The 15,966-nt window shown below is 56.4% G+C and carries 11 protein-coding genes; 5 read left to right on the top strand and 6 right to left on the bottom strand.

The window, feature by feature from the left end:
- The first annotated feature begins 4 nt into the window (after positions 1–4).
- Positions 5–688, top strand: a complete 684-nt coding sequence (locus tag AO726_RS17755) for an ABC transporter ATP-binding protein (RefSeq protein ID WP_058069450.1) — start codon at positions 5–7, stop codon at positions 686–688.
- Positions 688–3,192: an ABC transporter permease gene (locus tag AO726_RS17750; RefSeq protein ID WP_058069449.1), complete on the top strand. Its 2,505-nt coding sequence runs from the start codon at positions 688–690 to the stop codon at positions 3,190–3,192. Before AO726_RS17755 ends, AO726_RS17750 begins: the two co-directional genes overlap by 1 nt.
- 34 nt (positions 3,193–3,226) lie before the next feature.
- Here AO726_RS17750 and AO726_RS17745 read toward each other — a convergent pair whose 3' ends face one another.
- Both AO726_RS17745 and greB read right to left on the bottom strand, forming a co-directional pair.
- Complete coding sequence (locus AO726_RS17745) at positions 3,227–4,522, bottom strand: MFS transporter (RefSeq protein ID WP_058069448.1); 1,296 nt, start codon at positions 4,520–4,522, stop codon at positions 3,227–3,229.
- 82 nt (positions 4,523–4,604) lie between these two features.
- The gene (gene greB, locus AO726_RS17740; protein WP_058069629.1) at positions 4,605–5,078 is read right to left on the bottom strand and encodes a transcription elongation factor GreB; all 474 of its coding nucleotides are present in this window, start codon (positions 5,076–5,078) and stop codon (positions 4,605–4,607) included.
- Positions 5,079–5,200: 122 nt separating this feature from the next.
- Here greB and mnmC point away from each other — a divergent pair, with 122 nt between their 5' ends.
- The gene (mnmC, locus tag AO726_RS17735) at positions 5,201–7,183 is read left to right on the top strand and encodes a bifunctional tRNA (5-methylaminomethyl-2-thiouridine)(34)-methyltransferase MnmD/FAD-dependent 5-carboxymethylaminomethyl-2-thiouridine(34) oxidoreductase MnmC (RefSeq protein WP_058069447.1); all 1,983 of its coding nucleotides are present in this window, start codon (positions 5,201–5,203) and stop codon (positions 7,181–7,183) included.
- On the opposite strand, the gene rlmKL is transcribed toward mnmC, so the two are convergent.
- A complete protein-coding gene (gene rlmKL, locus AO726_RS17730) occupies positions 7,184–9,403 on the bottom strand; it encodes a bifunctional 23S rRNA (guanine(2069)-N(7))-methyltransferase RlmK/23S rRNA (guanine(2445)-N(2))-methyltransferase RlmL (RefSeq protein ID WP_058069446.1) in 2,220 nt (739 codons plus the stop codon). It lies immediately after the preceding gene.
- A 426-nt stretch (positions 9,404–9,829) separates the two neighbouring features.
- On the opposite strand from rlmKL, the gene rmf reads away from it, so the two are divergent.
- On the top strand, positions 9,830–10,045 hold the full coding sequence (rmf, locus tag AO726_RS21050; protein WP_082629184.1) for a ribosome modulation factor: 216 nt from the start codon (positions 9,830–9,832) through the stop codon (positions 10,043–10,045).
- Positions 10,046–10,137: 92 nt separating this feature from the next.
- Here the strand turns inward: rmf and AO726_RS17720 are convergent, their stop codons facing one another.
- A complete protein-coding gene (locus tag AO726_RS17720) occupies positions 10,138–11,160 on the bottom strand; it encodes a quinone-dependent dihydroorotate dehydrogenase (protein WP_058069444.1) in 1,023 nt (340 codons plus the stop codon).
- Between the two features lie 80 nt (positions 11,161–11,240).
- Positions 11,241–11,459, bottom strand: a complete 219-nt coding sequence (locus AO726_RS17715; protein WP_058069443.1) for a DUF2835 domain-containing protein — start codon at positions 11,457–11,459, stop codon at positions 11,241–11,243.
- A gap of 257 nt (positions 11,460–11,716) precedes the next feature.
- Here AO726_RS17715 and AO726_RS17710 point away from each other — a divergent pair, with 257 nt between their 5' ends.
- A complete protein-coding gene (locus AO726_RS17710) occupies positions 11,717–12,481 on the top strand; it encodes a DUF6685 family protein (protein ID WP_275044104.1) in 765 nt (254 codons plus the stop codon).
- A 129-nt stretch (positions 12,482–12,610) separates the two neighbouring features.
- Here AO726_RS17710 and AO726_RS17705 read toward each other — a convergent pair.
- A partial coding sequence (locus AO726_RS17705) for a DUF5801 repeats-in-toxin domain-containing protein (protein ID WP_152987315.1) occupies positions 12,611–15,966 on the bottom strand: 3,356 nt, incomplete at its 5' end.

The following is a 15,966-nucleotide window of genomic DNA, read 5'->3' as shown; positions in this document are numbered from 1 at the left end:
CTCCATGAGCTCAAGTATTCTCACCGCGCGAAACCTTAGCAAAGTGGTTTCCAGCGCGGAAGGTAAGCTGACCATTCTTCACGACCTTTCCCTAGAGCTGAATGCTGGCAGCAGCTTGGCCATTGTCGGCAGTTCCGGCTCTGGCAAATCCACCCTGCTCGGCCTGCTTGCAGGTCTTGACCTGCCCAGCAGCGGCAACGTCATTCTGGCCGGTAACGACCTGAGCAGCTTGGACGAGGACCAGCGCGCCAAAGTTCGTGCCGAGCACGTAGGTTTCGTCTTTCAGTCGTTCCAGCTGCTGGACAGCCTCAATGCGCTGGAAAACGTCATGCTGCCGCTGGAGCTTGAAGGCCGTAAGGACGCCCGTGAGTGCGCCCGAGCCCTACTGGAGCGCGTTGGCCTTGCCCAGCGCCTGACTCACTTCCCCCGTCAACTCTCAGGTGGCGAGCAACAGCGCGTGGCCATTGCACGTGCCTTTGCCGCTGAACCTGCCGTGTTGTTTGCCGATGAGCCGACCGGCAACCTAGACAGCAAGACAGGTGAGCACATCAGCGACTTGCTCTTTGAGCTGAACAAAGAGCGCGGGACTACGCTGGTGCTGGTCACCCACGATGAACGCCTGGCACATCGCTGCCAGCGACAAATCCGCCTTGAGGGTGGCCACCTGATTGCGCACGTGGAACCCTGATGAGAGACATACCTTTTAGCCGCCTGCTGACACTAGCGAGCCGTCAGCTACTGCGTGATGCCCGCTCGGGTGAACTGCGCGTGTTGTTTTTCGCCCTGCTGATTGCAGTCGCCGCCAGCACAGCTATCGGATACTTCAGTACCCGCCTCAATGACGGCATGCTGATGCGCGCAACCGAGTTCCTCGCTGCGGACTTACGCCTGAGCGGCAGCTCGCCCGGGACCGAGATGCAGATCGAAGCCGGCAAACAGCTTGGCCTCGATCACGCCCAGCTTGTGGAGTTTTCCAGTGTTATTGCCGGTGATGACGGCATTCAGCTGGCCAGCGTGAAAGCAGCTGACAGTGCCTACCCATTACGCGGCCCGCTGAAAAGCGCACCTACGCTCTATGCACAGGAGGAAGAAGGCCAAGGCCCTAAACCGGGCGAAGCCTGGGCTGAAGCGCGCTTATTGGTTGCCCTGAATCTTAAACCCGGCGATGAGATTGAAGTTGGTTCGAAAACCCTGCGCTTGACGCGTGTACTCACCTATTTGCCAGATGAAGCCGGTGACTTTTACAGCCTGACGCCCAACGTACTGATCAATCTGGCTGACTTGGAAGCGACAGGCGTGGTACAGCCCGGTAGCCGGGTACGTTACCGCGACCTCTGGCGTGGTTCTGCCGATGCTCTGACTCAATACCGCACCGCGATCAAACCAACCCTTGAGCCCAACCAGCGCATTGAAGATGCCAAGAACGGCAATCGACAAGTTGGTAATGCGCTGTCCAGAGCCGAGCGTTATTTGAATCTGGCCAGCCTCGCAGCCGTGTTGCTCGCGGGCGTTGCTGTGGCCTTATCAGCGAACCGTTTTGCCGCACGACGTTTTGATGCCAGCGCCCTGTTGCGTTGCCTAGGTCTCTCCCGACGTCAGGCACTTAGTCTGTTCAGCCTGCAACTGGCCCTGCTTGGCCTGCTCGCCAGCCTTGCTGGTGCCCTGCTCGGCTGGCTTGCTCAGTTCGTTCTGTTCTCCATGCTGCAAGGGCTACTGCCGTCACAGGTACCGCCGGGCGGTGTATGGCCTGCACTGGCAGGCATGGCAACCGGCCTGATTGCGCTTGCAGGCTTCGCCCTGCCCCCATTGGCAGCACTTGGCCGGGTCCCGCCACTGCGAGTGCTGCGGCGCGACATGCTGCCAGTGCCGGCCAGCTCATGGTTTGTCTACGGGCTCGCAATACTGGCCCTGGGCGTGATCATGTGGCGTTTGAGCCTCGATCTGAAGCTGACACTGGCCCTGCTCGGCGGCGGCCTGATCACTGCGCTTGTACTGGGTGGTTTACTCCTGTTTGGACTACAAAGCCTGCGTCGCCTGCTGGCCAACGCTTCGTTGCCCTGGCGGCTAGGGCTGGGCCAACTGCTGCGCTATCCGCTGGCAGCGGCCGGCCAGTCACTGGCGTTTGGTCTGATCATTCTGGCTATGGCGCTGATCGCCCTGCTACGTGGCGAGTTGCTTAACGCCTGGCAGGATCAGCTGCCTGAGGACGCCCCTAACCATTTCGCGCTGAATATTCTGCCAGCCGATCAGCAGGCCTTTAGCGCACGTATTGCCCAACTCTCACCCCATGCAGCCCCTCTCTATCCTGTGGTGCCGGGCCGTCTGGTTATGATCAATGGCGAGGCCGTGCAACAAACCGTGTCCAAGGAATCTCAGGGCGATCGCGCCATCCGCCGTGACCTCAGCCTGACATGGTCGCAAGACATGCCAAGCGACAATGAGCTACTGGCCGGTAGCTGGTGGACATCCGCCAACAGCGGCGATCTGCCGGGCGTATCCATTGAGTCGGAGGTGGCTGAAAGCCTGAAGCTCAAATTGGGTGACCGGCTCACCTTCAATGTCGGCGGGATTAACCGCGATGCGACCGTAACCAGCTTGCGCAAGGTCAACTGGAACACCTTCCAGCCCAACTTCTACATGATCTTCCAGCCCGGCACTCTGCAGGATCTGCCGGTGACCTACATGACCAGCTTCTACCTACCCGAAGGCAGCGAAAAACAACTGGTCGAACTTTCCCGTGAGTTCCCGGCAGTGACACTGCTGCAAGTCGATGCCCTGCTCGCTCAACTGCGCAGCATTCTGGCGCAGGTCACGCTTGCAGTGGAATTCGTGCTCTTGTTCGTTTTGGCCGCCGGCCTTGCAGTGCTATTTGCTGGCCTGCAAGCGACGCTGGATGAACGCATTCGTCAGGGCGCTCTGCTACGCGCGTTAGGCGCTGAGCGGAAAGTTCTGAGCCGTGCCCGGCAGGCCGAGTTTGCGCTGCTCGGTGCCGCCAGCGGCCTGCTCGCGGCTCTGGGCTGCGAGTTGATCAGCTACCTGCTGTACACCTTCGCCTTTGAACTAAGCTGGCAGCCTCACCCACAGTTGCTGCTTTTACCTGTGCTTGGTGCGCTGCTGGTGGGCACAGCTGGCGTAATCGGCACACGCAGGGCGCTGAACGTCAGCCCTCTGACAGTACTTCGCGAGGGATAAAATGAAAGAAGCCCCGGTTCAACCGGGGCTTCTTTCAGGCGGCACAGAGCTGCCCGACTCTGTGGCGAAACCAGGCCACTGTCATCACCCCCACCAACCCGACCAACGCGCAAAAGATCACAATCGTCCATGGTTCCTGCGGCATCAGACCGATCAGCAGTAACGGCGTAAAGCTCGCCCACAGCGCATAAGCGATGTTGTATGTGACGGAAATCCCCGACACCCGCACACTAGCCGGGAACAGCGACACCATCACTTTGGGCACAGCACCTACCAAGCCACAGCTCAGCCCCGCCAGCGCATAACCCAGCGCGATAAAGTGGCTGTCCAGTATCAGGCAGGCATAAAGCGCCAGAGCGCCTAGCGGCAGCAGCAGACTGTAAACCTTCACGGCACGCCATGCACCGATCCGGTCAGCTAATGCGCCGGCAATCACGCAACCAACATTCAGGCACATGATGCCCAGACTGCTCAGGGCAAAGGTCTCACTCGCCGGGATAGAAAAGCGGGTCTGCATCAGCGTCGGTGTCACAACAACCAGCATGACCACCGCCGAAGTCAGCAGGCAAGTCAGCAGCATTGCCGGAATCAGGCACTGCCGGTGGTCACGCAAAACCGTTTGCAACGGCAACTCCAGTGCTGCGTCACTCTGATTTTTCATCGCCATAAACACTGGCGTCTCACTGAGCCAACGGCGCAACCAGACGCCGATCAGACCAAATACCCCACCGAGCAAAAACGGAATACGCCAAGCAAACTCCAGCACCTCTGCCGGGGTGTAAATCTGCGTAAGAAAGGTGGCTGTCAGCGCACCTAACAAATAGCCGAACGTAAGCCCCGCCTGCAGTATGCCCAACGCATACCCTTGATGGCCTTTCGGCGCATGCTCAGCGACGAATACCCAGGCGCTGGGTACCTCACCGCCTACAGCAGCCCCTTGCAGCACGCGGAATAGCAACAGAATCAAAGGAGCCCAGTAACCGATCTGCTCATAAGTCGGCATCACACCGATCAACAGACACGGCAGCGCCATCATCAGAATGCTCAGGCTGAACACTCGCTTGCGCCCGAAACGGTCAGCAAAGTGGGCCAGCAGAATGCCGCCCAACGGGCGCGCCAGATAGCCGGTCACGAAAATTCCGAAACTCTGCAGCAGCCTCAGCCACTCGGGCATCTCGGGCGGAAAGAACAACTGACTCAGCGTCAGTGCGAAGAACACGAAAATGATGAAATCGTAAATCTCCAGCGCCCCGCCCAGGGCTGCAAGGCCCAGTGTTTTGTAATCGGAACGGGAAAAGCCTCCGTTCGGAGCAGTGCTACGGCGCATCATGGATTTTGCCCTGAAAGACTCAAACAGAACGGCATCAGCCGGTTGAAAGGCTCTGCCTGCGACAGAGCCAGAAGGATATAAATTACTTGTCGTAACTGATCTCGATAATTTCCCAGATCATTTCGCCCTGGGGCGTCTGTACGACTGCTTCATCACCTACTTCTTTCTTCAGCAACGCACGCGCCATCGGTGAGTCGATGGAGATGTAATCCTTACGCCCATAAATCTCGTCATAACCGACAATCCGGAAGCGTTTGGACTCACCGTCCACATTCTCGATGGTCACCCAGGCACCAAAAAACACCCGACCTTCCTGCTCCGGCGAGTATGGCACCACGCGCATATCTTCCAGCCGTTTGCGGATGTAACGCACGCGCCGGTCGATCTCGCGCAGCAACTTTTTGTTGTACTGGTAATCGGCATTTTCACTGCGGTCGCCCAATGACGCAGCCCACGCGACCTTGCGTGTAATGTCGGGGCGATGCTCGCGCCACAGGTAATCCAGCTCCTTTTTCAGGGCTTCGTGGCCTTCCTGAGTGATCAGCTTTGTGCTCAAACCTGTTACCTCGTTGCAAAACTGCGGCAATCATAACGGCAGCTAGCCTGCTGCGGCAGCTTGGATGCGCATGATCGATACGGATTCTATAAAATGCGCGCTTGCTCCTGCCGGTATGTGAAATGTCCGATCCAAATTCCAAACCCGAAACACCGAACGCTGACCTTGAATGGGACGAGCGCGGCCAACCGATTTCCGCCCAATTTGGCGATGTGTATTTCTCCAAAGATGACGGTCTGGCGGAAACGCGTCATGTGTTTATCGCCAATAATCAGTTGCCTGAGCGCTTCGCGGCATTAGGCGCGCGCCAACAGTTTGTGATCGGTGAAACCGGGTTCGGTACTGGCCTCAACTTTCTCTGCGCCTGGCAGTTGTTTGAACAACTCGCGCCTGCTGGTGCGCGGCTGCACTTTATCAGCGTGGAAAAGTACCCGCTGACTCGCTCAGACCTAGAGCGCGCCCTGCAACTCTGGCCAGAGCTAGCCGTTTTCTCAGCGCAACTGCTGGCGCAATACCGTGCGATCCATCCCGGCTTTCAGCGTCTGACATTCGCCAATGGCCGCATTGTGCTGACCCTGCTGGTTGGCGATGTGCTGGAGCAGTTGCCACAGCTCGACGCACAGGTCGATGCCTGGTTTCTCGATGGCTTTGCTCCGGCCAAGAACCCGCAGATGTGGGTGCCCGAGCTGTACAGCCAGCTGGCTCGTCTGTCTGCTCCCGGCACCACGCTGGGGACCTTTACCAGTGTCGGCTACGTGCGTCGTGGGCTGATCGATGTTGGCTTTGCCATGGAACGCACGCCCGGCTTTGGGCGCAAACGCGAAGTGCTAAAGGGCGTATTCAATGCCTGCTCCCTAAACACGGAAAAACCCTGGTTTGCCCGCCCGCAAACACCCGCAGGCAAACGCCACGCGCTGGTAATTGGTGCAGGTATGGCCGGCTGCGCCACTGCATCAAGCCTGGCGCAACGTGGCTGGCAAGTCACGATTCTGGAGCGCCACGCGGCTATCGCTCAAGAAGCCTCCGGTAATCCGCAAGGTGTGCTCTACCTCAAGCTGTCCGCTCATCACACCACGCTGTCACGCCTGATTGTCAGTGGTTTCGGCTATACGCGCCGGCTTATTCAGCAACTGACAAAAGGTGAGGAATGGGATGACTGTGGCGTGCTGCAACTGGCCTTTGATGAAAAAGAGGCCAAGCGTCAGGCGCAATTAGCCGAAGCCTTTCCGCCTGACCTGCTACACGTGCTGGATCAGTCGCAAGCGCAAATGCTGGCCGGTGTACCGCTCAATGGCGGTGGGCTGTTCTACCCGGATGCAGGCTGGGTCCATCCGCCCGCGCTATGCCAGCTGCTCAGTGAGCAGCCGAACATCCGCCTGCAATTGCATCAAGAGGTGCTGGAGCTACGCCGTCAGGACGGCCAATGGCAGGCATGGGATCAGGAACAGCTGCTCGCCAGCGCCGACGTGGCAGTGCTGGCCAACGCTGCACAAATCCGGCAGTTCAGTCAAAGCGCCGAGCTGCCGCTAAAACGCATTCGCGGACAGATCACCCGGGTTCCGGTCACCGACAGCAGCCAGGCACTGAAAACTGTGTTGTGCGCTGAGGGCTATGTCGCGCCACCACGTAACGGCGAACACACGCTGGGAGCGAGTTTTGACTTCCATAGCGATGAGGTAAGCCTCAAGCCCGCGGAACACGTCAGCAATCTCGACTTGCTGCGGGATATCTCCGGCGAACTGGCGCAGCGCATGCAGGCTGATCAGCTTGATCCGAACACCTTGCAAGGCCGCGCCGCCTTCCGCTGCACCAGTCCGGATTATCTGCCCATTGTTGGGCCGCTGGCAGATGCCGAACACTTTGCCAAAACCTACGCGGCGTTAAGCAAGAACGCCCGTAAAGTGCCAAACAACGCCTGTCCGTGGCTGGAAGGTCTGTACATCAACAGCGGCCACGGATCGCGGGGGCTGATTACCGCACCGCTGTCCGGCGAGCTGATCGCCGCGTGGCTGGATAACGAGCCGATGCCCGTTCCAGCCGACGTTGCCCATGCTTGCCACCCCAATCGTTTCGCCTTACGTGCACTGATGCGCAAGCAGAACTGATCAGGCTTTGCGGTTAAAGCGCCAGGCGCGGTGGATTTTGCTGTTACGGGCAAAATCCTGATCGATGGTTGAGCTGCTGATTTCTTCCACCTGATAGCGGCTCGCCAGGTTTTCATCCAATGCGAACTTGCGGAAGTTGTTGGAGAAATACAGCACGCCGCCCGGTGCCAGGCGCGCCATGGCCAGATCCAGCAACTGGACATGGTCACGCTGCACGTCGAACACCCCTTCCATGCGTTTGGAGTTGGAGAAGGTCGGCGGGTCGATAAAGATCAGGTCGTATTCGCCGCGATCATCAGCCAGCCACGCCATCACGTCGCCCTGCTCCAAGCGGTTCTTGTCAGAGAAACCATTGAGCGACAGGTTGCGCCGCGCCCAATCCAGATAGGTCTTGGACAGATCAACACTGGTGGTGCTGCGCGCGCCACCTTTGGCCGCATGCACGGTGGCCGTTGCGGTGTAGCAGAACAGATTGAGGAAGCGCTTGCCGGCAGCTTCCTTCTGGATGCGCAGGCGGATCGGGCGGTGATCGAGGAACAGGCCTGTATCCAGATAATCCGTCAGGTTGACCAGCAGCTTCACGCCACCTTCGGTGACCTCCATAAACTGACCTTGAGCAGACTGACGCTCATATTGCTTGGTGCCAGTCTGACGCTCGCGGCGCTTGATCACCACTTTGCTTTTGTCGACGTTCAGCGCCTGCGGAATAGCAGCCAGTGCATCGAACAGACGTGCCTGGGCCTTTTCCGGATCAATTGAGCGTGGTGCTGCGTACTCCTGCACATGAACCCAGTCACCGTACAGATCAACCGCCAGGGCGTATTCCGGCATATCGGCATCGTACAGACGGTAGCACTGGATATTTTCTTTGCGCGCCCACTTGCCCAACTGCTTGAGGTTCTTTTGCAGGCGGTTGGCGAACATCTGCCCGCCTTCACTCAAACGCGCCTGTTCAACAGGCTGTGCTGCCCCCTTCTGCTCAACAGCCTGAGCGCTTTGCTCGCGGTCACGCTCACGTTGCTCCGGTGTACGGCGCTCACCGGTCACAAACTGCTCAGGCTGCACCTTGATCATGAGCAGTTTGCAAGGCAGCGCGCCGTTCCAGAATGAATACTGCTTGTGGCTGCGAATGCCCATGCGCTTACCCAGATCAGGCGCACCGGTAAACACACCGGCCTGCCAGCCCATACAGGCCTGACGCAGACGTTCCCCCAGGTTCTGATAGAGATACAGCAGACTCGCTTCATCCCCCAAACGCTCGCCATACGGCGGGTTGCAGATAACCAGGCCTTTTTGATTCTGGTCAGGGCGCGGCTCAAATGTTGCGACTTCGCCCTGGTAAACCTTGATCCATTCACTCAGCCCGGCACGCTCGATGTTGTTACGCGCTGGCTGGATCAGACGCGGATCAGCTTCGTAACCGCGAATCCACAGTGGCTTTTTCGCCAAGCCTGCAGCCGCACGCTGCTCGGCTTCTTCACGCACACGACGCCAGACCGCCGGCACGTGGCCCAGCCAATTGGTAAAGCCCCACATTTCACGCTTCAGGTTTGGGGCAATGTCCGCTGCGATCAGCGCGGCCTCCACCAAGAACGTACCGACACCGCACATTGGGTCAGCCAGCGCGCCACCTTCAGCAGCGATCTTCGGCCAACCGGCACGAATCAGTACGGCAGCGGCGAGGTTTTCCTTTAACGGTGCAGCGCCTTGCTGCAAGCGATAGCCGCGCTGATGCAGGCTATGACCGGACAGATCCAGCGACAGAATCGCTTCGCCACGCTCCAAGCGCAGATGCACGCGAACATCCGGATTAACCTTATCGACGCTCGGCCGCGTGCCATCACGCATACGCAGCTTATCGACGATGGCGTCTTTTACCTTTAACGCCCCGAAATGGGTGTTATCAATGCCAGAGCCGTGACCGCTGAACTCCACAGCCAACGTACCTGCCGGATCAAGGTGTTCAGCCCAGTCAACTGACAGCACACCGTCATACAGCCCCTCGGCGTTCTGTACGCTGAAACGCTTGAGCACCAACAGCACGCGGTTAGCCAAACGCGACCACATACATAGGCGATAGGCCGTTTCCATATCGGCCATGCCGCGAATGGCTGCCGTGTGCTCACGGGCCTCCTCCAATCCCAGGCTGCGGGCTTCTTCAAGCAGCAGGCCTTCAAGGCTTTTAGGGCAAGTGAGATAGAGTTCGTAACGATCCGACATGGGAGCTTCCAGTGCCAACGGCAATCAACGCCATGCAAACAAGGCTACACGGCCAAAATAAGTGACGAACTGTACATAAAGGGCAGCTCGTCGGAATAAGCAGCAGGTTCAAACAAAATTCATTCTCACCTGTACAACGTACACAATCTTCTGTAACCGCCTAGTCACAAGCGTTACAGATAAAAACCTGACTAATCAGAAAATGTCTTATGGCCTTTGCCCTAAAAAGGTTACGGGCTTATGACGAAAGAGTCATTCACATGCCAGTCTACATTGGTTAGAAATCATTCTTAGCTTAACTCCGCAACGGAGCGAGCCACGGAGATTCGTCACGCCGGCAACGAACTCCACAGGCAGAGACGTCTGCCGATACAGCCACAAGCTTTAAAGGACATACATAACAGTCAACATTGAGGGCAACACCCTATGAGAAGACTTAAGCGTGATCCGTTAGAAAGAGCTTTTTTACGCGGCTATCAGTTTGGTATCAGTGGTAAATCCCGCGACCTCTGCCCGTTCACCCTTCCCGCTGTTCGCCAAGCTTGGATTAACGGCTGGCGTGAAGGCCGGGGTGACAACTGGGACGGCATGACCGGCACCGCCGGAATCCATCGCCTTAACGAACTTCGCGCAGTCGGCTGACAGGACACACAACCGGCTTACCAAGCCCGCTCCATCCGAGCGGAGGGCGAGAGCCCAGGGGCTCCAACGGAGCCCCTTTTTATTGCCCGCAGTTATTTGGGCAATGCAGCAATGGCGTCCACCGCTTCGCGAATCAGCGCCGGTCCTTTGTAAATAAAGCCGGAATAAATCTGCACCAGGCTGGCTCCAGCCTGAATCTTCTCAGCAGCATGCTTACCCTCGGTGATACCACCGACTGCGATAATCGGCATACGGCCTTTCAGCTCTTCAGACAGCACTCGGACGATATGCGTGCTCTTATCACGCACCGGTGCCCCTGAAAGACCGCCTGCTTCAGTTGCGTATTCAAGACCCTCGACCCCATCGCGGCTAAGGGTTGTATTGGTGGCAATCACTGCATCCATTTCGGCATTCAGCAACGCATTGGCTACCTGAATAGTCTCTTCATCGCTCATATCCGGGGCAATCTTGATGGCCAGCGGTACGCGCTTACCGTACTGCTCGGTCAGATCTTCCTGACGACGATGCAGCGCTTCTAGCAGTTGCTTGAGCGAGTCACCGAATTGCAGACTGCGCAGGCCAGGCGTATTAGGCGAACTGACGTTAACCGTCACATAGCTGGCATGCTGGTAGACCTTGTCCAGGCACAGCAGGTAATCGTCCACGGCATTTTCAACCGGCGTGTCGAAGTTCTTACCGATATTGATGCCCAGCACGCCCTTGTACTTTGCAGCCTTCACCCGTGCTAGCAAATGATCAACACCGTAATTGTTAAACCCCATACGGTTGATCACACCTTCTGCCTCAGGCAAACGGAACAGACGCGGCTTGGGATTGCCCGGCTGCGGGCGCGGCGTAACAGTGCCAATCTCAACGAAACCGAAGCCCAGCTGGGAGAACCCATCGATGGCATCGCCATTCTTGTCCAAGCCCGCGGCCAGCCCTACAGGGTTAGGAAACTCCAGGCCCATGACGGAAACTGGCAGCGACAACGGCTGTTTGGTAAGCAGTTTGTTAAGCCCCAAGCGTCCACCCGCACCAATCAGGTCGATGGAGAGTTCATGGGAGGTTTCCGGGGAAAGTTTGAACAGCAGCTCGCGGGCCAGGGTGTACATGGGCAGGCTTAGCTCTTGGAAGTTACAAAGCCTGCAATTATACGCGCGCCGGACTCAGAGAAGCGAGGAGCACGGGCCTGTCAAAGACGTTTAAGGCTGAGCAATTGCCCTGCCGTACTAAACTCCAAGACAAATGATCCGTAGACACCCTCATGGGTTAAGAAAGGACGAAAGTGGTGAGCAGGGACACTGACAGTTTTGCCGTCACGACTTTTCATCAAAATGCGATTGGCGTGGCCTTGGTAAACAGCGATCAGACGTTCGGCGGGCAAGGCAACATCCAGAACCAACGTAGGCATGTACACTCCTGTTTTTACTGACATGCCATCTTGCCACAGCCTTGCTATTAGTGGTCCGGCGCTGTATTGATTAGGCCTTGTGCCAAGCCTTAGCCAGCTGAAGTTAGCAATGGCTGCTTCTTGGGAGTCCAGCGAAGTTTATGAGTTTCACACCGCCCCACAATACTTTTAAGTCTCGCCTGAGTGCCCTTGCACGTAAGTTCGGGCTGGCTGAGCGTGGGCGTCATCAGATTTTTCAGCGCGCCAGCCAACTGCGCTTGCCATTTGCTCCCATCCCCGGCATCAAGCCAAGCATCTGCTGGAACAGTGATCCGCAACTGCACCGACTTGTTGAACTGCCTCGCGGCGCGCTGTCCGGCCCCGTACAAGAAGACAAATCCGACGCCCACGCCCTCCTTATAAACCTGATCAAAAAAGAAGAAGTTCAACTTCCCAAATTTGACCTACGCACTATCGACGGCCTTTCAAACTGCACTGACACACAGGCTGCATTTGCTTCACTTGAAGCCCTGGCCTCAAGTGAGGGGTGCCGAAAAATTCGTATCATTTCCTATAAGGATTTAGTACGTACCCTTAGCCTCGCCGTCCCAGGCTATCTCACAGGTGACTGCATCACGTTGCGGCAAGCAAGCTGGATGGGCGGCCGGATTTACTGGGCTGGTGAGCAGAATAATGACGCGCTTGCCTGCGCCATTGCCTATATGCGTCTGCGTGAACTGGAAATCACCCTACCCGCCACACTCCATCGCTATCAACTATGCAGCCAGGGCCTGCTAGCGTTGCAACAGAACTATTATGTTGTTGCGATCCCTAAACCAGCTTGGACAGCGCCTGAGTTTATGGAGCTACTGCTTGATACTGGCCTTCCTTATGCGCGCCTGTCTCTGATCACATCTGACGCATCTTCAGAAATTTTGATGCTGCCCAAACATTCTGCCGATAGCTCGGCGCTTGGCGAAGGCCTGATCACTGCTGGTGCTGCAGATGTGGTTGCGTACTTACTTAACTTGAACATGCGCTAAGCAGTACACAGTTCTATCTGCACTCACACTCCCCCCCAATAAAAAAGCCCCACAGTGATCATCTCACTGTAGGGCTTGGGTAAAAGGCTGCTGACAAGCCTGCCTTAGATAAAGGCAGGCTTGAATGCCTTAGCTGATTTTCAGAGTTTCATCATTCAGCATGGCTGTGATTACTTCCGCCTGATTGGATACACCATACGCAGCCTGCAGGTTGACCCCTTCCAAGACGATAGACTGCCCAGCGCCACCGCTTGAGGATCCGTTGGAGTCCACGGTGATGGTAGTGTTGGTGCCAAAGCTGAAGGTCAAGTACTGGTTCAGGTTGTTAGCAGTTTCATTGACCAGCAACTCAGACAGATCCAACTTATCGACCCCTTTCTGGAAGTCGGCAATCGTGGTAACGCCAGTGTTACCAGAGGTCCACTTGAAGGTGTCTGCACCTGCACCGCCGATTAGGTAGTCGTTACCGCCACCACCAATCAACAGATCATCGCCAGCACCACCATTGAGCAGGTTATTGAGAGAGTTACCGGTCAAACTGTCGTTAAAGTTCGAACCGATCAGATTCTCAATGGAGTCGAGTGTGTCCGTACCAGCGCCTCCTGTAGCAGTGCCAGTGCCATTTGCATTCAGGGTAACGGTGACACTGCTTATGGCATCAATGTATGTAGCAGTATCGATTCCGCCTCCGCCGTTAAGCGTGTCATTGCCAGCCCCGCCAGCGAGAATGTCATTTCCATTGCCCCCGTTCAGAGTGTCGTTACCACCCAAACCAATGAGAATATCATCGCCATCCCCGCCATTGAGCGTATCAGCGCTGCCATTACGCCCCAAAAGGATCTCATTACGGAACGTCCCGGTGATTGTGCTATTCGTAGACCGGCTGATTGTCACATCAGCACGATCATAGGCAGCCTGGCCGTTGAGTGTAGCGTCGTAGTAGAAGGAACCACCACTACCGCCAGTATCGGTAAACGTCACAGTAGAGCCATCAGCACTCTTAGAAACATCGCCACTCGTAGCTCCCGCAACACTCAAGACCTTCAGCAAGCTGGAGTTGGCCCCCGTATCGTTAGCCAGCAGTGCCCATGTCGGAATATTGATAACGTAGCTGCCGTTCGATGCTGAAGTGTTGGTCAAAATCAAATCATCACGCACAACCACCGGAGCAGTGGAGGTCGAAATATTGATATTGAGGTTAGCTTGAGGGCTTACATCACCATCACCGTCAGCAAAGGTAAAGCCGATACTCAAAGCAATGGCGGTGGCAATTGTGCTTGGCGGCGTGTAGGTATAACCACCAGTCAGTATATTCACGCTAAAACTGGAGCCATTTGAAAGTGTTACTTTCAGCTCATTGTTTGCAAGCGTGCCGCCGCTGGCACCTCCCAGCGTATATGCCCCTGACTCACTCTTAGTAATGGTGTAGGTATTGCTACCTATCACAATCGACTTCACATAGCCGCCATCGGCCCCGAAACCACCACCTGTTGTCAAATTGCCACTGATCGGCGACGCCTGAGCCGTCGCAACCAATGTTTGCGTCAACTGATTCACATCAGTGACGACAATTGCATTGGTATTGGTTCCGGTCTTGCCATCGTATGCAATAGGGTTCAACGCTGACTCGGTAACACCAGTCCCCATACCCAGAGCATATGAACGGATGCCGTTGGCTTTCAGGAAGTTAATCCAAGCCTGCTCCTCCGACGCATTGCCGTTGGAGTAAGGTGCTGGCCAGTCACTCGCACTACCAGCTGAATTGGAAATACCAGAGTCATAAGTAGGTCTGTTAGGCTCACCGTCCGAAAGGAAATAAGCGACATTCTGCACATTTCCCGAGGTGATCTTGCCGGACTCACCAAAGGAGTTGATGGCATCAATGAGCGCTGCATCATAGTTAGTATTGCCACCGGCCGTTGTAGCCAAAATAGCTGCCTTGGCCTGACTCACTGTCAACCATGTTGATCCACTTGACGCATTCGCATTAAAGGTAGTGAAACTTACTTTCACATCGCCCAACGCATCATATTGCTCAAGCAACTCCAGCAATGCGTTTTTAGCTGCCTGAAGGCGACTCATATTCCCCACACCCGACCCATCATCCATACTTCCAGACACGTCCAGAATCAGAATCAGGTTGGTGTCCAGCTTGACCTGAGCAGAGCCAGAAGCCGTCTGGTCGACAGCAACAGGCCCATCGTCTTTGAAGCTGATGGCCTGGCCGAGATCGAGTTTAGTGCTGGCGGTGTCGCCATCACGGTCAGTCACAGTCGCTGTGACGCTGATTTTGCCTGCAACCAGAGATACAGCCTCATCGTGGCTAGCACCACCAGTCGGGTGTTTGATCGCACGCAACTGATCCAGGGTCACCTTACCGCTGCTGTCAACGCTCAAGGTGAAGACCAGATTGCCCGCGGCGTTCTTACCTTCAATTACGCTGCCATTCTTGCTCAAGGTAATCGCGGTATTGGTGAGCGAATCCACCAGACCACTGGCTGCGCTCTCGACATTCAGGCTGTAAGTAACACTCTCACGGCCATCGGCACTGTCAGTGATGTTGAAGTATCCGCTGATATTGGCAGTTGCGTTGGTGTTAAAGTCCGACTCATCAACCACCAGTGACAGACCAGTCGGCGCCTTGGCAGTAATGCTTGGGCCATCGTCCAGGAAGCTGATGGCCTTACCAATGTTCGCAGTGGCAGTCGCAGTGTCGTTGTCGCCATCGGTGATGGTACCGACCACGCTGATTTTGCCGTCCAGCGTCGCACTGGCTTCGTTGTGGCTGTTGCCACCAACCGGGTGTTTAACCGCACGCTCTTGGTTCAGGCTGATCTTGCCGTCAGCAGTTACGCTGACAGTGAAGACCACCACGTCGCCGCTGATGGTACCAATCACCTCACCTTCAGCATTGAGGCTGAGTTTGACTTCCTCACCTGTCAGGGTGTCGAACAGACCGCTGTCCTCACTCTCAACTTTCAGCGCGAAGTCCAGCGATTGCTGACCATCTGCACCGGCAGCGCTGGTGAACAGGCTAGCGAGTGTGAACGACGAGGTAGCCGCTGTGTTCAGGTTGGTTTCGTCGACCTGCAGGCTCAGGCTGCCCAGCTCTTTGGCGCTGATGCTTGGGCCGTCGTCCAGGAAGCTGATGGCCTTACCAATGTTCGCAGTGGCAGTCGCAGTGTCGTTGTCGCCATCGGTGATGGTGCCGACCACGCTGATTTTGCCGTCCAGCGTCGCACTGGCTTCGTTATGGCTGTTGCCACCGACCGGGTGTTTAACCGCACGCTCTTGGTTCAGGCTGATCTTGCCGTCAGCAGTTACGCTGACAGTGAAGACCACCACGTCGCCGCTGATGGTACCAATCACCTCACCTTCAGCATTGAGGCTGAGTTTGACTTCCTCACCTGTCAGGGTGTCGAACAGACCGCTGTCCTCACTCTCAACTTTCAGCGCGAAGTCCAGCGATTGCTGACCATCTGCAC

The organism is Pseudomonas sp. TTU2014-080ASC (assembly GCF_001446935.1).
Classification (GTDB): Bacteria; Pseudomonadota; Gammaproteobacteria; order Pseudomonadales; family Pseudomonadaceae; genus Aquipseudomonas.
Note: the sequence above shows the minus strand (reverse complement) of the source record. Positions and strands in the feature narration are given on the sequence as shown.